The organism is Alteribacillus bidgolensis, assembly GCF_002886255.1.
GTDB classification, from domain to species: domain Bacteria; phylum Bacillota; class Bacilli; order Bacillales; family Marinococcaceae; genus Alteribacillus; species Alteribacillus bidgolensis.
The window spans coordinates 2,281,057-2,301,142 of the sequence record NZ_KZ614149.1 but is presented as its reverse complement, the minus strand read 5'-3'; the positions used below and the strand labels follow the sequence as shown (position 1 = coordinate 2,301,142).

The window sequence follows — 20,086 nt, the reverse complement described above, 5'->3', positions numbered from 1 at the left end:
TAGGGCTTCAGTTGGCCTTATATAATGAGGAGTGAAATTGATGAAACATCAACTTTCATGGAAAGTCGGGGGCCAGCAGGGAGAAGGTATTGAGAGTACGGGAGAAATCTTCTCCAAAGCTTTAAACCGATTATGCTATTTTTTATATGCATACCGCCACTTTTCATCTCGTATTAAAGGCGGCCATACAAACAATAAGGTTCGAGTGAGTACCAGTAGAGTTAATACAATTGCTGATGACCTTGATATATTATTAGCATTTGATCAGGAAACAATTGATCTGAATTATTATGAACTTCATAGTGATGGCATTATTATTGCTGATTCAAAATTTAAACCGGTTAAACCGGAAGATACAGAAGCGAAATTTTACTCTGTGCCATTCACTGAAATGGCAGCTGAACTTGGTACACCACTTATGAAAAATATGGTCGCTATTGGAGCAACATGTGCCATTATTAATCTCAATCCAGCCGTTTTTGCTGATGTTGTTAAAGAAATGTTCGGTAAAAAAGGCGAAACGGTCGTTCAAAAAAACATGGAAGCAATCAATCAAGGTTATACTTTTATGGAAGAACATTTAGGGGATGCTCCGACTCCACTAGCACTAGCTCAGGCAGATGGACAGCAGCGTCTATTTATGATCGGCAATGATGCAATTGCATTCGGAGCGCTCGCAGCAGGAGTCCGTATTATGGCAGCCTATCCAATAACACCGGCTTCTGAGATCATGGAATATCTCATTGATAAGCTGCCGGAATTGGGCGGAACCGTCATTCAAACAGAGGATGAAATGGCAGCGGCTACCATGGCAATAGGTTCCAACTACGCCGGTACCCGTTCGTTTACCGCCTCAGCTGGTCCCGGACTTTCTCTAATGATGGAATCAATCGGATTATCAGGAATGACTGAAACTCCGCTTGTGGTTGTGGATACACAACGAGGAGGTCCTTCTACTGGTTTGCCGACGAAACAGGAGCAATCAGATTTAATGGCGATGATTTATGGAACCCATGGTGAGATTCCTAAAGTGGTGATAGCACCGAGTACAGCTGAAGAAGCCTTCTACGATACAATTGAAGCATTTAACATCGCTGAAGAGTATCAATGCCCAGTAATTTTACTGTCTGATTTGCAGCTTTCATTAGGAAAGCAAACAGTTGAGCCATTCGATTTCAATAATATAGAAATTCGCCGTGGAAAACTGAAAACAGATGAAATTGTACTAGAAGATGAAATAGCGTATTTTAAACGATATGAATTGACGGAGGATGGAGTGTCTCCACGAGTAATACCGGGAACAAAAAATGGCATTCATCATGTGACAGGTGTAGAGCATGATGAAACAGGAAAGCCTTCGGAAGCGTCAGCTAATCGGAAGCTGCAAATGGATAAGCGTATGCGTAAGCTAGACAAACTAACAGAACGTTTTCCAAATCCTATTACAGTATATGCGCCTCATGAAAAACCTGAACTTTTGCTAGTTGGATTCAATTCAACACTTGGAGCAATTGGAGAAGCAATGAGTCGTCTTGAAGAAGAAGGTATAAAAGTCAACCATATGCACATTAGACTTATCCATCCGTTTCCTGCCACAGCTGTACTGCCATTTATCGAAGCTGCTGAAAATGTGCTTGTTGTAGAAAACAATGCCACTGGTCAGCTAGAAAAATTAATAAAGATGAATGTTGGATATACAGATAAAATGAAGAGTTTATTAAAATATGACGGTAATCCATTTCAGCCAATTCATCTTTACAATGCAAGCAAGGAGCTGTTGAAACATGTCTACCATTACGTTTAAAGATTTTAGAAACGATGTAAAGCCTAATTGGTGTCCTGGATGTGGTGATTTTTCTGTTCAGGCAGCGATCCAACGTGCTGCAGCTAGTGCAGGACTTACACCGGAAAATATGGCTGTTATTTCTGGAATTGGCTGTTCAGGGAGGATTTCAGGTTATATTAAATCATATGGTCTTCATGGTATTCATGGGCGTTCACTGCCAATTGCCCAAGGTGTCAAGATGGCGAATCGAGATTTGACTGTTATTGCTTCTGGCGGCGACGGTGACGGCTACGCAATTGGGATGGGCCACACAGTCCATGCGATGCGCCGTAATATCGATCTCACTTATATTGTAATGGATAATCAGATTTATGGACTGACAAAAGGGCAGACTTCTCCACGTTCTGCTGCTGGATTTGTAACAAAATCGACACCGCACGGAGCAATTGAAAAAACACTGTCGCCAATGGAATTGGCTGTTTCAAGTGGAGCAACATTTGTAGCTCAAAGCTTTTCAAAAGATTTAAAAGATTTGACTGCCATTATTGAAGCAGGAATTAAACATAAAGGGTTCTCTTTTATAAATGTGTTCAGTCCTTGCGTTACCTATAATAAGGTAAACACCTATGACTGGTTTAAAGAACATTTAATCAGTCTGAATGAAATAGAAGAGTACGATCCTTCCAGCCGTGAAATGGCTATGGAAACAATAATCGAACATGAAAGTCTTGTAAAAGGTATTATTTATCAAGACAAAGAACGTCCGTCGTATCAAGATCTCGCAAATGGATATGCTGAACAGCCGCTGGCCCATTCAGACATTGAACTTCATCCGAACCATTTTGATAAATTGATGAGTGAATTCATGTGACGAATGGATTAATATGCGGCGATTCTAGAAAAAATATCTTAGGTTTTTAAATCTTATTTCCAAAGGCCTGGGATAAAACAGAAAATAGAGAGGAGCGAGCTCAGATGGCTCAATATACTATCGTAGATAAAGAAACTTGTATTGCTTGTGGTGCTTGTGGTGCTTCAGCTCCTGATATTTATGATTACGATGAAGAAGGTCTTGCGTTTGTAATATTAGATAATAATGAAGGAACAGCCAGCATACCTGATGAATTCGAGGAAGATATGATGGATGCTTTTGAAGGATGTCCAACCGACTCTATTAAAGTAGCTTCAGTACCTTTTGATGGTAATCCTGACAGGGAAGAATAACTCTCTAGGTATGTTTAAGTAAGGACATCCGTACTCGTTCTAGATTTCTATTAAAAAGTGTTAAAAGAACTCAATAGTGTTATAGACAATATTTTATACTCTAGGAAAGTTTAACCTTGTTAAAGGATCAAAGTATATTGCCATTTGGACTTAGCGGTAAGCCGAGTTTTTCTAAAGTTTTTTACAAATGAATAGGGTAACAATCTGGGTAAAAAATGAAGAATCAAAGCAGTGAAATAGTAAGGAGAGAAAAAATTGGGAAGAAATGGTTTGTTGCAATCAATTCCATCAAAAATGAAAGCTGTAGCTGTAACGGAATATGGAGGAGTAGAAAAGCTTGAGGAACGGAAAGTACCTGTACCCATTCCTAAGGAAAATGAGGTACTAGTAAAAATATATGCCTGTGCTTTAAATAATTCAGATATTTTATTGCGTGAAGGTGGTTACGGTACTGATACGAAATCAAGCGAAAAAGCGGGTTGGAAGCGAGAGGCTATTTCTTTTCCTCGTATTCCTGGAACAGATGTTGCGGGGCAAATCGTAGATGTAGGTGCAAATATCAATCCAGCATGTGTGGGAGAAAAAGTAGTGTTATTTCCATTTATTTCTTCAGCCCCTGATGGTGTAGAACATATGGCAGATGATATAACGTTAATGAGTTCTGAGTGTGATGGTGGTTACGCCGAATATATTACATGGCCAAAAGAATTGTGCAGAGCAATGCCGCTGTCTAGTTATGTTGAAAGCTCTTCTTTTATTGTTAGTTGTTTTACTGCATGGCATATGCTTGAAAAAAGTAACGTTGTTCCTGGAGAAAAAATTCTTATTACAGGGGCTACTGGTGGTGTTGGTTCCTATGCAGTTCAAATTGCATCAAAAGTATTTGGTGCAGATGTCATTGCACTAGTAAGAGATTTATCTTTAAAAGAAAAAATGATAGAACTGGGAGCAAGTGAGGTTTTATCCTACAAATCAACAACTTTACCAGATGATGTTATAAAGGCTGCGGATGGCAAGGTTGATGTTGTACTGGATGTTGTGGGGGATCCTTTATTCTCAACTTGTTTGAAGGTATTAAGAAATGGGGGACGGTTAGCAACATCTGGTGCTGCTAGTGGGGCGGTTACACAGCTTGATATTCGTACAGTTTATTTAAAACATCTTTCAATCATAGGGTGCACGTTAGGTACTCGGAAAGAATTCGATCAAATGTTAGATGTAATTCGTGAAGAGAAAATTAAACCTCTTATTGATAAGGTTTTTCCATTAGAAAAAGCGCGAGACGCTCAGGAATACTTTAAAAGGTCAGAAAAATTCGGGAAAGTCATATTGCAAAATAAGCCGAAGGATTAATTCATAAGAGGAGGGTTCTCTATTGACTAGAGTAGTGTCTAAAAAAGTTAAAGATCTTGCCAATTATTTAATTGAAGCTGAGAAGAGTCAAAAACCGATTAACCCATTAACTGACGTGAATCCAGATTTAACGTTAGACGAAGCTTATGAAGTTCAGCTGCAAGTGGTTCAGGAAAAACAATCTCAAGGAGTTAAAATTGTTGGTAAAAAAATTGGTTTAACTTCTCGTGACATGCAAGTCATGTATGGTATTGATACGCCAGATTGTGGTCATTTATTTGAAAATATGATTGTTGAAAATAACCATGAGGTGTCCTTTAATGATGTCATTCAGCCTAAGGTCGAATCTGAAATTGCATTTGTGTTAAAAAAAGATTTACAGGGTCCGAATGTTACCGTTGAAGATGTTCTTCAAGCAACAGATTATGTTCTTCCTTCTTTTGAAATAATTGACAGCAGAATAAAAGATTGGAATGTGAAATTGCAAGATACCGTTGCAGATAATGCATCTTCTGGTCTTTATGTTCTCGGAGATAAACCTGTTTCAGTGGATGAAGTTAATCTTCCTGATATCTCTATGAAAGTATATCAAAATGGTCAATTAATGAAAGAAGGTATAGGAAAAAACGCTATGGAGCATCCTGCAGCTGGTGTTGCATGGCTAGCTAATAAATTAGCAGAGTTTGATGTATCATTACAAGCTGGAGAAGTAATTCTTTCTGGAGCCCTTGCTACTACTATTGATGTTGTACCAGGCGATGAATTTACAGCTGTATTTGAACATTTAGGAGAAGTGAAAGTTACATTCACAAAAAACTAATTAGGATCTATAGATAGTTCTTATAAAAATTGTAAAGAAAGAACGTGACTTTTGCTTCTTAAGAGGAGAGCTTCACTTGATATTTCTATCTATTTTAGGTCCTATGTTTATTATGGCGGTTATTTCTGTAATTGGATATATTATTGCAAAAACCAATGAAATTACAGATGAATCAAAGCAGCTGCTTATAAGTATTATGCTTAATGTAGCGATTCCATGCATTATTTTAGATGGTGCTTTTAATACGACTGTGGAGAATGGGCTGCTTTCTCAGCTGGTGATTATTTTTATATTCGCTGTCATCATTAGTTTATTAGGATTAATATTAGGGTTGTTTTTTGCAAGAATGTTTAACTACTCTTCTAGTAATGCAAAGAAAATAGCTTTTATTTCTGGGTTAGGAAATACGGGCTTTATTGGGATTCCCTTATGTGCAGCCCTATTTGGTCCGAAAGGAGCTTTGCTTGCAGCAGCATTTGATACAGGGTTAGGTATAATTTTGTTTACAGTAGCTATTGCTATAATACAAAAAGATTATAAGTTTTCGCTTGCATCTCTTAAACAATTAATAAATCCACCAACGATTTCAATAGTTATGGCTTTATTGGTTATCATATTTGACATTCAACTTCCAGAATTATTTGTACAATTGAATGGGATGTTAGCCAGCTTAGCTACCCCTCTTGGCATGCTTTACATTGGAATTCTTATAAAGGTGATGCTTGAACAAAAGGGAGCAATGTCAATACGTCAATTAACATTGCCTATACTATTTAAATTAATATTCTTCCCAGCTTTAACCATTGTGCTTATTTCGTTGACCAATTTTTCCTTGTTGATGAAGCAAGTAATTATTATCCAAGTTGCAATGCCGACAATGACAATCGCGCCAGTGTTATTAGCACGTTATGCACAAGATGAAGAAATCGGGGTAAAAGCGGCAGTTGTGTCAACGATTTGTGCAATATGGACTGTTCCTTTTATTGTTTTCTTAGGAAGTAAATTTTTTTAATAATGTAATATTGTTTTAAAACGGAATTACAGAAAGGGTTGATTTGAATGACAGTTAACACAGAAATCAAAACATATATGAATTATATAAACGGGAAATGGCAGTCTTCCTCAACTAATGAAGTTCAAGCTAGTATTAATCCAGCTCAGAAAAATGAAATCGTAGGTTATACGCCAAAATCAACGAAAGAAGATTTAGATGATGCGGTTACCTCTGCAAAAAACGCACAAGCAGCTTGGAGAAAATTATCAGCTCCTGCAAGAGGTAAGTACCTTTATAAAGTGGCAAATGTGTTAGAATCACGAATAGAAGAAGTGGCAGAAACGATGACAAGAGAAATGGGGAAAACCTTCCAAGAAGCGAAAGGCGAAACCGCTCGCGGGGTGGCCATTCTTCGATATTATGCTGGAGAAGGGATGCGTAAAACAGGAGATGTAATTCCTTCTACCGATAATGAAGCATTTATGTTCACAAGTAGAACACCTTTAGGAGTTGTGGGAGTGATTACACCGTGGAATTTTCCAGTTGCGATTCCAATTTGGAAGATGGCCCCGGCGCTTATATATGGTAATACAGTTGTATTAAAGCCTGCAACCGAAACAGCCGTTACAGCAGCAAAAGTAATTGAATGCTTCCATAAAGCAGGATTGCCAACTGGTGTTATTAATATGGTTACAGGCTCAGGAGGCGTTATTGGACAAGGCATTATAGATCATCCTGATATTAATGGTATCACATTTACTGGTTCAGATAATGTAGGAAAGCAAGTTGGTCAAGGAGCGCTTGCACGCGGTGCTAAATATCAGTTAGAAATGGGCGGTAAAAACCCTGTTATTGTTGCAAAAGATGCTGACCTTGACCTTGCTGTTGATGCAACCATTAGCGGTGGTCTTCGTTCAACAGGGCAAAAATGTACAGCCACAAGCCGTGTGATTGTAGACAGTACGGTTTATGATGAATTTAAAGAAAAGTTAGTTGCTAAAGTAAAAGAAATCAAAGTTGGTGACGGCTTGGAAGAAGGCATTTGGATGGGGCCATGTTCTAGTGAAAACCAACTAAATACCGTCCTTTCCTATATTGAAAAAGGAAAAAATGAAGGGGCAGAGCTTCTCGTCGGTGGAAATCGTATCACAGCAGAAGGTCTTGATAAGGGATGCTTTGTGGAGCCAACTGTATTTGACGGTGTGACGACAGATATGACGATCGCACAAGAAGAAATCTTTGGCCCGGTTCTTGCCCTCATGAAAGTAGATAACATGGAACAGGCGATTGATCTTGCCAATGATGTTGAATTTGGACTTAGTGCCTCCATCTTTACATCAAATATTCAAAACATGCTAGATTTCGTTGACGATATGGAAGCTGGACTTGTTCGTATCAATGCAGAAAGTGCTGGTGTAGAATTACAGGCGCCATTTGGTGGTATGAAAAAATCTAGTTCTCTTTCACGCGAACAAGGCCAAGCAGCCATCGAATTTTTCACAAATATTAAAACAGTATTTGTAAAAGGTTAATATTATTTATTTATCCCTTAATAGGAGAAAAAATCCTATTAAGGGATATTTATTTGACCCTTGATTATATGGAATTTAGTAGAGTTATAAGATGAAAAATGGATTAACAAAGTCTAAAAACGATTTTGCTGCTTTGCTTGTCATTCACGTTATAATGATATCAGTGTTGATGAGCACTTCTATTGATTATGTTATTCGCTGTAAGGGGAAGGTCCTGCACATAACTAAAGCTTCTTTTATTAAAATACACGCATTCTAGTTTTAGTATTACCCTTACCTCTTTGTACTAAAAAGAGGTAGAAAAACAAAACTGTTTTCTACCTCTATAACAATAAGATTAATTACTTACTCTCTATTATATTTGCCGTATTTAAGGTTATATCTCGTATATATTCCATCGTCTTTCTTGAAGCTTCTTCAGGTGTATAAGTTACTCGATTGTTAAGTAGAGATGTGATCATTCCTTGCCATATGAAGATTGTAATTTCACTAAGTTTTTCAACATCTTCTTTTTTAAATACACCTTTTTCTGCATATTTTTCTAGAACTTCTCTACTTCTTTCATCTAAATTTTGCTCAGCAAGAATCCCCTCTAACTCTTCTGGAAGATGAAGAGTATCAAACTGATACATGGAATAGTAATATTTTAAGAGTTCCTCCGGAGGTTCTCCTAGATCAGCAATAAATATTGCATGATATAAGTCAGGTTTTCTAAATGAATGGTCACAAAAACATTCCCACCCTAATAAATATTTTTCTAATGGATCTTTTGCTCTTGCACTATATTTAGGTAAATCCTCAATGTAGCTCTCTACGAAGCGCATTCCTGCAAAAAATATGAGATGGGAAACTTCCGAAAAATAATTATAGATAGTAGAACTTGTGTATCCTGCTTCCTTCGCAATTTTTCTTATACTGATATTTTTGATTCCTTCTTCATTTATTAGTTTGGCTGTTGCATCAATAAAATAATTTAACATTCGTTCAATTTGTATTTCACTTCTTGCCATTAAGTTTTCCTCCCTGTTTAAACCAAAAAAGTCATTAATGGACTGTGCGTCCAATAGTAAAAGATAAATCAAATTATATATTACGCATTTAACATAAAACGTGTAATATATTAATTATTCGAGTTAATTTCGTAAGTAATATTATCACAATAAAATTTATGATCACGATCTCAAACTTTATTATGATAATAACACAATTTTTAAAACTGAACAAGTTGAAAACGCTAGCTATATACCGCCCTTGACCTTGATAGTTATCCATTAATATTCACGCCTTTAATGACAGAGGCCTATACTTCGCGTTTTGGATGGGAGTTGTTAGGCGCAACTCCACTCTGTGGTTGATATCGACATTAGGAGTTTCTTTGATAATGTAGATAATACATTGAAAAGGTAATCTCAGTAAATAATCGAAAAATTTGATATTTACAAAAACTATGAAATGGATTATACTGTGATTAAGAAATCGCGATCATTAAAATATCAAGATCTCTGAAATGCTTTCAAAGACAAGATTGTAGAAGATATTTTAGTTAATAATGAAGAAATAATGGCTTCGAAAATACAGCTACAGATGATGAAGCAATAGAGGATTTTTGAGTGAAGGGACCATGCTTATATAATGAAACTAATCGACTTCTGTCGGTGCGCGAATCGAGGGAAGATATTAGATTTGCAATCATACAAAACTAGTATACATTTTCTTTTGTGAGGTGAATAGTATTGCAAACTGAAAAAAGGCAAACAGTGTACTCAAGGCAAAATCCGTTTCCAGCAGAAGTGCTTGAAAATATTAATTTGAATGGACCAGGTTCAAACAAAGAAACCCGTCACCTTGAACTTACCTTAGAAGATTCTGGGCTTTCTTATGAACCAGGGGACACGATTGCGATTTATCCAGAAAATGATCCAGAACTTGTCGATATGATTTTGGAAGAAACGAATTGGGATCCAGAAGAACAAGTGACGGTTAAAGCGGGAAGAGAGGAAGAAACGTATCCTCTTAAGAAAGCGCTTTTAACACAATTGGATATTACCGATGTGACGAAAGCGATTTTGAAAAAGTTAGGAAGACTCGTAGAGAGCGAGAAAATTGATGAGCTTTTAGGATCTGAAAATAAAGCGGAATTAAAAGAATATATGGTAGGCCGAGACTTGCTCGATTTGATTCGGGAGTACAATTTACAAGATGTTCCCGTGCAAGATGTCGTTTCCATTCTCCGTAAAAAGGGGCCGCGTCTTTATTCGATTGCGAGCAGTCTTGCCGCGGTACCGGGTGAAGTTCATTTAACAATCGGTGCGGTTCGTTATAAAGCAAACGGACGTGAACGAAAAGGGGTTTGCTCTGTTTATTGTGCCGAGCGGGTGAAGCCAGGGGATAAAGTGTCCCTTTACGTGCAGCCAAACAAACACTTTTTCCTTCCAGAAGATCGTGAAACACCGATCATCATGGTCGGTCCGGGAACTGGTGTCGCGCCATTCCGTTCCTTTATGCAAGAGCTAGAAGTAAAACAAGCTGGAGGAAAAGCATGGATGTTTTTCGGTGAGCAGCATTATGAAACAGATTTCCTTTATAAAAATGAATGGAATCAATGGTTAAATGATGGGGTGCTCACAAAATTAGATCTCGCCTTTTCACGTGATATCGGCCAAAAAGTGTACGTGCAGCACCGCATGCTTGAAAACAGCAAAGAATTATTCGAATGGCTGGAAAACGGTGCATATTTTTACGTCTGTGGTGATAAGAATAAAATGGCCAAAGACGTTCACAATGCACTCCTTGAGATTATCGAAAAAGAGGGCGGAATAAGTGCTGAACAAGCAGAAGAATACCTTAACAACATGAAAAAAGAAAAACGTTATCAGCGCGATGTATACTAATACGCAGGCGTTTGAGAAGAGACAGGAACGTCTTATGCAGGTTAAGTAATGGAGAAAACTAAATCCTACTAAACAACTAAAGATTTCCTGGGTAGCTATACTTGAAGGTTATACTATTGTTTTTTACTCGCAGGAGGACTGGATGAAGTAAAAAATAGTAGCGATCGTGGCAGCACCACCTTTTACAATATTATTGCTGCTCAACGGTTACTCAGTACTAAAGTCACTTAAAAGAGTATCTACTCTTGAGGAGAGAAATCCCACCGTGACTAAAGGTTTCTAAGGAGGGATATTGATGGAAAAAACGAGACCTTGTGCTTCCATACATAGTCCATGTGATGGGAAAGTGGAAAGTGTGTGCGTGAAGCCAGACGACTACGTATATGAATGGGAAGAAATAGCCAAGATTCGAAATAAGTGTGGAAAAACCGAAGTAGTTAATATAGGGGTCAGTGGGACCATCCAAACTCTCTACGTTAAAAAGGGGACGGAAGTGTCTTCAGAGCAAATAATTGGAATCGTTTTTGATGATTTGATTATTACAGGAAGTGATTGACAGTCTACTTTGTCTGGAAAAATTATAGTGGTTATATACGATTTTTTCTTACAAAGTTATTGAAGTAGGAGGTTTATACATTACCTCCACATTGATTATAAGCTGCAAATAATCAGTTTACTATTTATAGAGCCGTAACGGCACGACGTTGTTACAATTCATAATAATAGATATAAATAAGGGATTCACATTCTAGAATAAAAGGTGTTTTCCTGTAACAGGTTTATTTTCATTCATTTCCGTTTTCTTAATAACCACCGATATAAACTCAATCTATCTAACATATTCGACCTAAAAAGGAAATAAACTTCTGATTATGGAAGTTTATTTGTTTTTACATGACTTTTATCAAATACATTATTACATTCACATAAAGAACGTATACCTTCGAACACGTCAACAGTTGATTAAAAGAACAAACAGCTCCAGCATTGAACCGAGAGAAAAAGCGGTGCACATGTTCTGCCCGCGCCCACGTCTACATACCTGTGAAAGCTGCCTAGTTTTGATTGACTTAGAGTTAACTCTAAGTAGTATGGTTTAAATGTAAGCTGATAAGACTTACAAAGAAACTTATTAATCGTATAAAGCGAGGTATAAAAGAGTGACATACCGTATAGGGGAGCTGGTAAAAACGATAGGGATAAGCTAGCATACGCTGAGATTTTACGAAAAAGAAGAATTAGTGACACCAAAGCGGGATAAAAATAATATCCGGCAATATACAGAAGAAAATAAGCTGTGGGAAGAATTTTTATTGAACATAAAAGAAACGGGAATGTCTTTAATAGATTTGAAAAGGTATAAAGAGCTATGGGAATTAGGTGATGAAGGCACTGTTGAATTAATAGGCATTTTTATTGACCATAGGGTTAATGTAATGAAAAAACTGGAAACGTATCAAAAACTTAGACCTGCTGAATACAAAGATTGATTTTTATCAAAGCAATTTAGAAAAAAACAAAAAGGAAGAGCTCTACGAGAAGTTTGTTAAAAGAAAAAGAACGGAGAAGAAATCTGTAGAAGCACATGAGCTGGAGATAATTTAAAAAATAGACTGGAAATGACCCTTCTATAAAAAATAAATCTAGGCATTTCTCCAAGCAAAACAATGAAATGTTCAGAATTAGAAGAATTACTTGGTACAGCTGTTACTCCACCTGGTTATACTCATAATAGAGGACTTCCCGCCGGATTCTCTCACTTTTGCATGGCAAATTATAAAAAAATGCAAAGAATGAGGTTAATGAATTAGGAGTATTTGGCTTTGATGATGATTTTCTTCTTAGCTGATTGAGAGGTTTTAAAAAATAATTCGGATAAGCGGCCGTAATTTTAGACATCTTCTTTTTTTCAATTTACAATAAAGTTAACGATAATTAAAGTCTGATTTAGTTTACTTAGAAAGGGTGAAGGCATTGAAAGTTCTTGTTGTTGGAGCAAATGGCCAAATTGGAAAACATCTTGTTTCATTTATTCAGGATAGTAACAGTCTGAAAGCAAAAGCAATGATTCGTAACCAGGAGCAAGCCTCTTTTTTTGAAAAGCTGGGAGCGGAAACTGTAGTGGTAGATCTGGAAGAGGACATCGAAACCATTGCAAAAGCTGCTGAGGGAGTCGACGCCATTATATTCACAGCAGGTTCAGGGCCGCACACAGGGAAAGACAAAACCATTTTAATTGATTTGGATGGTGCTGTAAAAACCATTGAAGCAGCTAAAGCTGCTGGCGTGAAACGGTTTATCATGATTAGTTCGTTTGACACGAGACGTGAAGCCATCCAGGCTGCTTCTTCGTCCTTTGCACCGTACGTTGCAGCAAAGCATTATGCGGATGAGTGGTTGAAGCAGACGGACTTGGATTATACGATTATACATCCTGGCCGGCTGACAAATGATAAAGGAACCGGTCAAGTGGAGGCAGCGTCCGAAGTGGAGCGAGGTGAAGTTCCTAGAGAGGACGTGGCTGAAGTCATCGTGGCCAGTCTTGAAAATGAGACAACGATCGGAAAGGAATTTCAGGTAGTGACTGGAACGAAGCCTATTAAGGATGCAATACATTCAATTTAAATGCTGTCCGTGAAAGACAATTTGCCGGTGTAGGTGAATTGTCTTTTATCTTTGTTAAAGGTTGGAGCAGAGGCTCTAATTCTTTGTTTAACGTTTGGCGAGTATTTGGTGATTATCGGCGAGTAAATGAATATTTTCGGATAGTATTTTGCTCTGATCGGCGAGTAAATCAGCAAATTCGGATAGTATTGGATATTAAATGGAAATTATATAAAGGAAGCGAGTGCATCGATTAAAAAAGAACCGCAATGACCACTAAAATACATAAAATAAAAGCTTTCAGAAGCAAGTTATAGAACAAATTTGCAAAAAGTTGTGCGGGATATCGAGACATACAGTCTATTGACTACTATTTATCTTCTCTTTCTAAAAAGACGGACCTCATCCGTCTTCCCAGTCAAACAAATTCTAACCATGGGCTCTTTATCATCTTCCATTTTTCCATCATCTCATTCGGGAAGGCTTTTCCGCTTGTATTGGCGAGTATTTTCTGTTGTTAGGATAGTATTTGGCAACTTTCGGCTAGTATTCGTCCACGAACGGCGAGTAAATCTCAAAATCGGCGAGTATTTGAAAAAATTCCATATAATGAACCGCGACATTCCTAGCTCGTAGCTGATTTAACCAGAAAAGGAGCAAGATCGGGATTTGTAAGAATTACATATATTAGTTTTTATTGGAAAGAATGGATAGAGAAAGGGGGACAAAATAATGGATGAACAAAAAAATAAAAAAAGTTTACACAAGTATGACCAAAAAGAAGAAACGTTAACGAACCAGCAGGGGCATCCAGTGACGGATAATCAAAATACGCGAACAGTAGGCAACCGCGGCCCAACTACTTTGGAAAACTATGATTTCCTTGAAAAAATCAGTCATTTTGACCGGGAAAAAGTACCGGAACGTATTGTTCACGCACGCGGAGCAGGAGCGCATGGTTATTTTGAAGCATATGGGAAAGTGGGAGATGAACCGATCTCCAAATATACGAGAGCTAAACTTTTTCAAGAAAAAGGAAAGCAAACGCCGGTGTTTGTTCGTTTTTCTACAGTGAATCACGGAAAACATTCACCCGAAACACTGCGCGATCCAAGAGGATTTGCTGTGAAATTTTACACAGAAGATGGCAACTGGGATTTAGTGGGAAACAATTTAAAAATATTTTTTATCCGTGATCCTATTAAATTCCCTGATTTTGTTCATGCCTTTCAGCCAGATCCGGTGACAAACATACAAGACGGAGAGCGTATTTTTGATTTTATTTCTCAATCTCCAGAAGCGATGCACATGATTACTTTTTTATTTTCCCCGTGGGGTATTCCAGCTAACTATCGTGAAATGCAAGGTTCTGGCGTAAATACGTATAAATGGATTAATGAACAAGGGGAATCGGTTCTCGTGAAATACCATTGGGAACCCAAACAGGGCATTAAAAATTTAACGCAAAAGGAAGCCGAAGAAATACAGGGCAAAAATTTCAACCACGCTACGCAGGATTTATTTGAAGCGATTGAAAAAGGAGATTACCCGGAATGGGAACTGTATGTACAAATCATGACTGACGATGAACATCCAGAACTTGAATTTGATCCGTTAGACCCTACGAAGCTGTGGTACAAAGACGACTTTCCATGGCATCCTGTTGGAAAAATGGTGTTAAATAAAAATCCGGATGATTTTCATGCTGAAGTAGAACAAGCCGCATTTGGTACCGGTGTCCTTGTAGACGGACTTGACTTTTCAGATGATAAACTGCTGCAAGGCCGGACCTTTTCCTATTCGGATACACAAAGATACCGGGTGGGCAGTAACTATTTACAGCTTCCCATTAATAAACCTAAACATAAGCCTGCAACCAACCAGCATGGTGGACAAATGGATTTTAGAACGGATTATGGAGAACATGACAATCCGCATGTGAATTACGAACCTTCGTTGATTGCTGGACTGAAAGAAGCTGAGAATCCAGGCAAAGAACACGAACCTTATGTGGAAGGGCATTTAAAACGGGAACCGATTGACCGTACAAACAACTTTGAGCAGGCAGGCGAAACATACCGGCGCTTAAGTGAGTGGGAAAGAGAAGATTTAATATCCAACTTGGTCAATACATTAAAACCTTGCCGGAAAGATATTCAAGATGAGATGGTGGAATTATTTTACAAATGTGATGAAAATTATGGAAATCGTGTAGAAGAAGGGTTGAAGCAAAAGGATAAAATGGGCAGCAAAGGACCGATTGGAACGGAGGATTCAGCTGAAGCAGTAAGACAAGCCGAAGAAATCGCCCATCCTTCTGATCAATATTAAATGGAAAAGGGCCCCGGAATTATGGCCGCTTTTCGTATGGGAAAAAAGAATAAAAAAAGTGCAGGATTCACATATTAAACGTAAATGAGGAAGAGGAGTTTTTTGCAATGAATAATAATCAGCAGCATTCGAAAATAGATGCAGATAAAACCTATCATCCTTCAGATTATACAAGTACTGACCAATCATCAAAGGGATTGGCATCTACCCACGAACAAGTATCTGATACGTACACGGAAGGCACGATTGATGGTTCAATAGATGAAGTAGATGAAAACGGCAATTTAGTCTCACATGAAGGAAGAAAACTAAAACGAAAATAACCAATTGAAAGAGAGAAGGAATGTTATATGGGGAGAAGAAACAAGATTCTCGTTCCTGAATCGAGAAATCAATTAGATCAACTAAAAGCAAAAGTCTCTAATGCCAATAATGCAGAGAATGCGAAGTTTGAAACAGCTGAGGAACACGGTGTTACAATAAACCACGGCTATAATGGGGAAATAAAAGCGAAAGATGCAGGGAAAATCGGCGGCAATATCGGTGGGAAAATGGTCAGGGAACTAGTAAAAATGGCCGAACAGCAATTAAATGAAAGAAAACCGTCTGAGTGACGGTTTCTTTTTTTCGGCATACTGCTGCATTGGCGAGTATATGACGATCAGCAGCGAGTAAAAAGACTTTTGTGGATAGTATTTCGTTACAAACGGCGAGTGAATCAGTAAATTCGGATAGTATTGGAAAAGAAAAGGAAAATCTAATTTGCCAATTGTAACGATAGGAGGCAATTCCTGAGCCGGAGCTGGCCTTCTTTTTTATATCTGAAGGTTTTGCAGAAAATACATATGGGAATGATCATAACAAACATTGCATATAGGGAGGAGATACGATGTCTAAACCAGGGCTGAATACGTTAAAACCGGGAACGCAGTACAAGGCAAAAGATCTCGACAGTTACGTTACAACAACAGACGCTGTACTCCTATCCACAAATGATAACCAACTATTTACCGATCCAGAGCGCCATTATTTAGTGACGCATGAATTCGAAGGATTTTTTGAACATTCCTCCGAAGACGGAGAAAAATATTTTAGGGAAAAGAAAGCTTATGTCGTCGAGAAAGTATAATGGACCAGCAAAAGAGTGCCACAACCGGCACTCTTTTTTTCATTTGCGGAAGCGGCACATATAAAGCGAATTTTAAATCGTGATTCGGAAAGGAATAAATACATATATTTACGTGTACCTTAAAGCTTAAAAGGAGGAAGCTATATGTCACAAAATGAAAAATTTGAAGGTTATTCAGCAGCTGATTTGGAGCCAGGACAATTAGAGCGGCTAAGATCGCTAGAAAACGAACTGCGAGAAACGACAAAACAAGATATTATTCTAATTGCATATGAAGAAAATGAAGCTGGCACTTCTTAAAATTGGTTATTAAAAGAGCTTGGACGACCAAGCTCTTTCATTCTCAAGGCATTAAATGTTCTCTGAATTCCAGCTTTTTGTAATGAGGCATTTTGTGGCTTGCATTTTTATTCTTTACCACGGCCTGTAAGGAAGATTATTGTTTTTATAAATCTTTCTAAACACGCGAAAATGATAGATGAAATCATCAAATAATACCTTATCGGTGTTATCGAAAACATACCAGTCTAAAAAGGATTCCAATACTTCGATATCAACGTTGTCAAATTCCCCTGACACTTTTATCGGATAACGAAGCTTTTGGTATAAATCTGAATAGCCAAAGAGATCAAACGTATATTCCAGTTGTTGTTCTGTCATTTTATCCCTCCTTAGCCCCAGTTCCTATTTAAAAGGAGCCGGCTTTTTCCTTTACTTGGCAACAAGCCGAGTATTTCTAAGGAATGCTTGTATGCTACTCATAAAATCATTTAATAGAAACGGCTGTTATACATCAGTCTGCTAGAAAACGGTCAAAAATATACTTCCGTTCCTGTGAAAAACCCCTCATATAAAAGGAACGAGGCAAATCTATTAATTTGTGCACAAAATAGTAAAAGCCGTGGGTATCGCAGCAAAAAAACATGCACGCTTTTTGCGTTCTCTTCAAGAACACAGTGAAATATTAAGCTGGTGAACGGGGGACATGCCACGTTGGCAGCTAATGGAGAATTGCCGGACTTTCTTGCTGAGTGGCTGCCGCATCGCTCCGATCCAATTTAAGAAAGAACAAAGCCTGGGAATAATCTTCTCAGGCTTCTTTGAACAGGATTGAAAAATTTGATTTGCTGCTAAGTCCAAATGGTAGAAGCATTAGCTCTTTCCTTAGCAAAATAATATAAGTTAATCAGTTAAAAATCGTTAACGAAGTTTTTCTTAATATAAAGATTGTTTTCTGTAAATAACTATACACAAAGTCAAAATATTAGAAGACGAACACTACCTTTACATTTTGAGTTAAAACACTAGCGAGTAATCGGAGGAGCCAAATGGAAAAAAAGAGATGGGACTTATTCGCATTAGCATCGATTCCATTAATGATGACATTAGGAAATTCAATGTTGATCCCAGTGCTGCCATTAATTGAAAAAGAAATTAACATCACATCTTTTCAATCAAGCTTAATAATTTCTATTTATTCATTAATAGCTATCGTTCTTATTCCCGTTTCAGGGTATTTGTCCGACAGAATTGGAAGAAAAAAAGTGATCATACCGAGCCTTATCATTGTTGCATTGGGCGGAGCTGTATCGGCCTACGCAGCATGGCAGATGGAAAATCCATATGCCGTTATTATGATGGGGAGATTTTTACAAGGTGTGGGAGCTGCCGGAGCTTTTCCAGTGGTGCTTCCGACCGTAGGCGATATGTTTAAAGAAGAAGAACAAGTGAGTCAGGGATTGGGCATTATTGAAACAGCTAATACGCTTGGAAAAGTGCTAAGTCCCATTTTAGGAGCATTGCTGGCAGTCGTGATTTGGTATATGCCTTTTATAGCGATTCCGGTATTGTCTTTTATAGCAGTCCTTTTAGTATTTTTTTTAGTAAAAACACCAAAAAAGGAAAAAGAAGAGGAGCGCAGCAATCCATCCTTTCAAGAGTTTGTACAAGGGGTCAAAGAAACGTTTCACCATAACGGTCGCTGGTTGTTTGCGGTGTTTTTTATCGGGTGTATTTTAATGTTAGTATTGTTTGGCATTTTATTTCATTTCTCCTCATTACTTGAAGAAAAATACAGTATTGAAGGGTATGTAAAAGGTTTCGTATTAGCCATTCCATTGTTATTTTTATGCATTGCTTCTTTTTCGAGCGGAAAAATGATAGGAGAAGATAAAATTCGAATGAAATGGTTTATTTTAGTAGGAAATGGAACGGCGGCGGTGTCCTTGTTTTTTGTGAGAGAAGAAATGGGCTTATTTATGTTTACACTGCTTTTGACCATAGCTGGTATAGGAATAGGGTTATCACTGCCTTGCTTGGATGCCCTGATTACAGAAGGGATCAAAAAAGAAGAACGGGGTTCGATCACGTCTTTTTACAGCAGTATGCGTTTTGTAGGTGTTGCCGCTGGTCCTCCTATCATTGCGGTATTAATGAAACATGGTCCGGGTTTAATTTATTATATTTTGGCAGGAATCAGCGTGGCGGCTGTTTTACTTACCTTTGCAGCCATTCGGCCTTCTTCAGAAGAAAAAAAAGAGCCGGCTGTTACGTGAATTTCACTGTGAAGAGTAGAGCTGGTTATATAGGAGGGTGTATTGAGGTATAGAAATAATTGACAAATAAATAAAAAGTGGTAGAAAGAGAATTGTTATCAATGAAAATGATAATTAATTTTATTGTTTCCTTTACAGATTAAGAAAGGTAAGTTATGGGAAAAAGGTATCTTTTAGCAGTACTCCTCGTTTTATCTTTCGCATCACTGTTTATTGGAGTGCAGAACGTATCACCAATGGATCTGTTTAAACTAACAGAAGAGCAGGCTCATATATTATGGGCAAGCAGAATTCCCCGGCTTGTCAGCATATTAATAGCCGGGATGAGCATGAGTATCTGCGGTATGATTATGCAGCAGCTAAGCCGCAATAAATTCGTGTCTCCTACGACAGCAGGAACATTAGATGCAGCAAGGATTGGTATTCTTGTGTCATTAATGATCTTTACCAGCGCGTCGCCGCTGCAAAAAGCTGCCATTTCTTTTGTCTTTGCTTTACTTGGAACACTGGTTTTTATGAAAATTTTAGACAATCTTTATACCGCTGTTCGGCCTCATGTTTGGAAATATATCAGTTCCATCACGACATTTTTTGCTTATAAAAATGATTTAATTCAAAATATGTCATCTTGGCTGCATGGTGATTTTTCCATGATTGTAGAAGGGCAGTATGAACTCATTTACATAAGTTTGCCTGCATTGATTCTAGCTTATTTATTCGCTGACAAATTTACGGTAGCAGGTATGGGTGAAGAATTTTCCGTTAATCTCGGGCGGGGGATTAGTGTCCGTTTCGGAAATGACAAAAGCCATCTCTCATTAACTATAAACAAAAAAGCAGCTTAGCGTGTGGTTAACGCTTAAGCTG

General features: G+C 37.8%; 19 protein-coding genes and 1 pseudogene. 18 read left to right on the top strand and 2 right to left on the bottom strand.

All coding sequences use genetic code 11. The features are described from left to right. The first annotated feature begins 40 nt into the window (after nucleotides 1-40). The 7 genes from CEF16_RS11505 to gucD all read left to right on the top strand — a co-directional run bounded on the left by CEF16_RS11505 (nucleotide 41) and on the right by gucD (nucleotide 7,709). Nucleotides 41-1,804, top strand: a complete 1,764-nt coding sequence (locus CEF16_RS11505; RefSeq protein WP_091581223.1) for a 2-oxoacid:acceptor oxidoreductase subunit alpha — start codon at nucleotides 41-43, stop codon at nucleotides 1,802-1,804. Continuing rightward, nucleotides 1,785-2,657 carry a 2-oxoacid:ferredoxin oxidoreductase subunit beta gene (locus CEF16_RS11500; RefSeq protein WP_091581226.1) on the top strand — a complete coding sequence of 291 codons (873 nt, stop codon included), beginning with the start codon at nucleotides 1,785-1,787 and terminating at the stop codon, nucleotides 2,655-2,657. The genes CEF16_RS11505 and CEF16_RS11500 overlap by 20 nt, the downstream gene beginning before the upstream one ends. Before the next feature lie 104 nt (nucleotides 2,658-2,761). Next, nucleotides 2,762-3,010 carry a ferredoxin gene (locus CEF16_RS11495; protein WP_091581228.1) on the top strand — a complete coding sequence of 83 codons (249 nt, stop codon included), beginning with the start codon at nucleotides 2,762-2,764 and terminating at the stop codon, nucleotides 3,008-3,010. A 255-nt stretch (nucleotides 3,011-3,265) separates the two neighbouring features. Then, a complete protein-coding gene (locus CEF16_RS11490; protein WP_342750471.1) occupies nucleotides 3,266-4,363 on the top strand; it encodes a zinc-binding dehydrogenase in 1,098 nt (365 codons plus the stop codon). A 22-nt stretch (nucleotides 4,364-4,385) separates the two neighbouring features. Next, nucleotides 4,386-5,183 (top strand): 2-keto-4-pentenoate hydratase, encoded by a 798-nt coding sequence (locus CEF16_RS11485; protein WP_245917840.1) that lies wholly within the window; start codon nucleotides 4,386-4,388, stop codon nucleotides 5,181-5,183. Nucleotides 5,184-5,259: 76 nt separating this feature from the next. Continuing rightward, nucleotides 5,260-6,195, top strand: coding sequence for an AEC family transporter (locus tag CEF16_RS11480; RefSeq protein WP_091581231.1), 936 nt, complete (start codon nucleotides 5,260-5,262; stop codon nucleotides 6,193-6,195). A 47-nt stretch (nucleotides 6,196-6,242) separates the two neighbouring features. After that, nucleotides 6,243-7,709 carry an alpha-ketoglutaric semialdehyde dehydrogenase GucD gene (gucD, locus tag CEF16_RS11475; protein ID WP_091581234.1) on the top strand — a complete coding sequence of 489 codons (1,467 nt, stop codon included), beginning with the start codon at nucleotides 6,243-6,245 and terminating at the stop codon, nucleotides 7,707-7,709. Nucleotides 7,710-8,050: 341 nt separating this feature from the next. Here the strand turns inward: gucD and CEF16_RS11470 are convergent, their stop codons facing one another. Next, a complete protein-coding gene (locus CEF16_RS11470; protein WP_091581237.1) occupies nucleotides 8,051-8,719 on the bottom strand; it encodes a TetR/AcrR family transcriptional regulator in 669 nt (222 codons plus the stop codon). 744 nt (nucleotides 8,720-9,463) lie between these two features. On the opposite strand from CEF16_RS11470, the pseudogene CEF16_RS11465 reads away from it, so the two are divergent. From CEF16_RS11465 to CEF16_RS23770, 9 genes and pseudogenes are all read left to right on the top strand, one after another. Next, nucleotides 9,464-10,600: pseudogene (locus CEF16_RS11465) on the top strand (diflavin oxidoreductase); the annotation flags it as partial. Between the two features lie 295 nt (nucleotides 10,601-10,895). Further along, a complete protein-coding gene (locus tag CEF16_RS11460; protein WP_091581242.1) occupies nucleotides 10,896-11,156 on the top strand; it encodes a biotin/lipoyl attachment domain-containing protein in 261 nt (86 codons plus the stop codon). Between the two features lie 658 nt (nucleotides 11,157-11,814). Further along, nucleotides 11,815-12,090, top strand: a complete 276-nt coding sequence (locus CEF16_RS11455) for a MerR family transcriptional regulator (RefSeq protein WP_091581245.1) — start codon at nucleotides 11,815-11,817, stop codon at nucleotides 12,088-12,090. Nucleotides 12,091-12,574: 484 nt separating this feature from the next. Continuing rightward, nucleotides 12,575-13,225, top strand: a complete 651-nt coding sequence (locus CEF16_RS11450; protein WP_091581248.1) for an SDR family oxidoreductase — start codon at nucleotides 12,575-12,577, stop codon at nucleotides 13,223-13,225. Nucleotides 13,226-13,936: 711 nt separating this feature from the next. Continuing rightward, nucleotides 13,937-15,535 carry a catalase gene (locus tag CEF16_RS11445; protein ID WP_091581250.1) on the top strand — a complete coding sequence of 533 codons (1,599 nt, stop codon included), beginning with the start codon at nucleotides 13,937-13,939 and terminating at the stop codon, nucleotides 15,533-15,535. 107 nt (nucleotides 15,536-15,642) lie between these two features. Beyond that, complete coding sequence (locus CEF16_RS11440) at nucleotides 15,643-15,858, top strand: YozQ family protein (RefSeq protein ID WP_091581253.1); 216 nt, start codon at nucleotides 15,643-15,645, stop codon at nucleotides 15,856-15,858. Nucleotides 15,859-15,885: 27 nt separating this feature from the next. Continuing rightward, entirely contained in the window at nucleotides 15,886-16,149 is a 264-nt protein-coding gene (locus CEF16_RS11435; RefSeq protein ID WP_091581255.1) for a small, acid-soluble spore protein, alpha/beta type, read from the top strand. 275 nt (nucleotides 16,150-16,424) lie between these two features. Then, the gene (locus CEF16_RS11430) at nucleotides 16,425-16,664 is read left to right on the top strand and encodes a hypothetical protein (RefSeq protein ID WP_091581258.1); all 240 of its coding nucleotides are present in this window, start codon (nucleotides 16,425-16,427) and stop codon (nucleotides 16,662-16,664) included. Nucleotides 16,665-16,808: 144 nt separating this feature from the next. After that, nucleotides 16,809-16,964, top strand: coding sequence for a hypothetical protein (locus tag CEF16_RS23770; protein ID WP_170031839.1), 156 nt, complete (start codon nucleotides 16,809-16,811; stop codon nucleotides 16,962-16,964). Nucleotides 16,965-17,078: 114 nt separating this feature from the next. Here CEF16_RS23770 and CEF16_RS11425 read toward each other — a convergent pair whose 3' ends face one another. After that, on the bottom strand, nucleotides 17,079-17,324 hold the full coding sequence (locus CEF16_RS11425) for a hypothetical protein (protein ID WP_091581261.1): 246 nt from the start codon (nucleotides 17,322-17,324) through the stop codon (nucleotides 17,079-17,081). 668 nt (nucleotides 17,325-17,992) lie between these two features. On the opposite strand from CEF16_RS11425, the gene bcbE reads away from it, so the two are divergent. After that, nucleotides 17,993-19,219 carry a bacillibactin exporter BcbE gene (gene bcbE / locus CEF16_RS11420; protein ID WP_091581263.1) on the top strand — a complete coding sequence of 409 codons (1,227 nt, stop codon included), beginning with the start codon at nucleotides 17,993-17,995 and terminating at the stop codon, nucleotides 19,217-19,219. Between the two features lie 155 nt (nucleotides 19,220-19,374). After that, nucleotides 19,375-20,064, top strand: a complete 690-nt coding sequence (locus CEF16_RS11415; protein ID WP_091581266.1) for an iron chelate uptake ABC transporter family permease subunit — start codon at nucleotides 19,375-19,377, stop codon at nucleotides 20,062-20,064. Nucleotides 20,065-20,086: the final 22 nt, after the last annotated feature.

Coding starts and splice junctions, on each gene's coding strand:
- bcbE (WP_091581263.1), top strand. CDS start 17,993: ATGGAAAAAAAGAGATGGGACTTATTCGCATTAGCATCGATTCCATTA.
- CEF16_RS11470 (WP_091581237.1), bottom strand. CDS start 8,719: ATGGCAAGAAGTGAAATACAAATTGAACGAATGTTAAATTATTTTATT.
- CEF16_RS23770 (WP_170031839.1), top strand. CDS start 16,809: ATGTCACAAAATGAAAAATTTGAAGGTTATTCAGCAGCTGATTTGGAG.
- CEF16_RS11445 (WP_091581250.1), top strand. CDS start 13,937: ATGGATGAACAAAAAAATAAAAAAAGTTTACACAAGTATGACCAAAAA.
- CEF16_RS11460 (WP_091581242.1), top strand. CDS start 10,896: ATGGAAAAAACGAGACCTTGTGCTTCCATACATAGTCCATGTGATGGG.
- CEF16_RS11500 (WP_091581226.1), top strand. CDS start 1,785: ATGTCTACCATTACGTTTAAAGATTTTAGAAACGATGTAAAGCCTAAT.
- CEF16_RS11495 (WP_091581228.1), top strand. CDS start 2,762: ATGGCTCAATATACTATCGTAGATAAAGAAACTTGTATTGCTTGTGGT.
- CEF16_RS11440 (WP_091581253.1), top strand. CDS start 15,643: ATGAATAATAATCAGCAGCATTCGAAAATAGATGCAGATAAAACCTAT.
- CEF16_RS11425 (WP_091581261.1), bottom strand. CDS start 17,324: ATGACAGAACAACAACTGGAATATACGTTTGATCTCTTTGGCTATTCA.
- CEF16_RS11415 (WP_091581266.1), top strand. CDS start 19,375: ATGGGAAAAAGGTATCTTTTAGCAGTACTCCTCGTTTTATCTTTCGCA.
- CEF16_RS11435 (WP_091581255.1), top strand. CDS start 15,886: ATGGGGAGAAGAAACAAGATTCTCGTTCCTGAATCGAGAAATCAATTA.
- CEF16_RS11505 (WP_091581223.1), top strand. CDS start 41: ATGAAACATCAACTTTCATGGAAAGTCGGGGGCCAGCAGGGAGAAGGT.
- CEF16_RS11430 (WP_091581258.1), top strand. CDS start 16,425: ATGTCTAAACCAGGGCTGAATACGTTAAAACCGGGAACGCAGTACAAG.
- gucD (WP_091581234.1), top strand. CDS start 6,243: ATGACAGTTAACACAGAAATCAAAACATATATGAATTATATAAACGGG.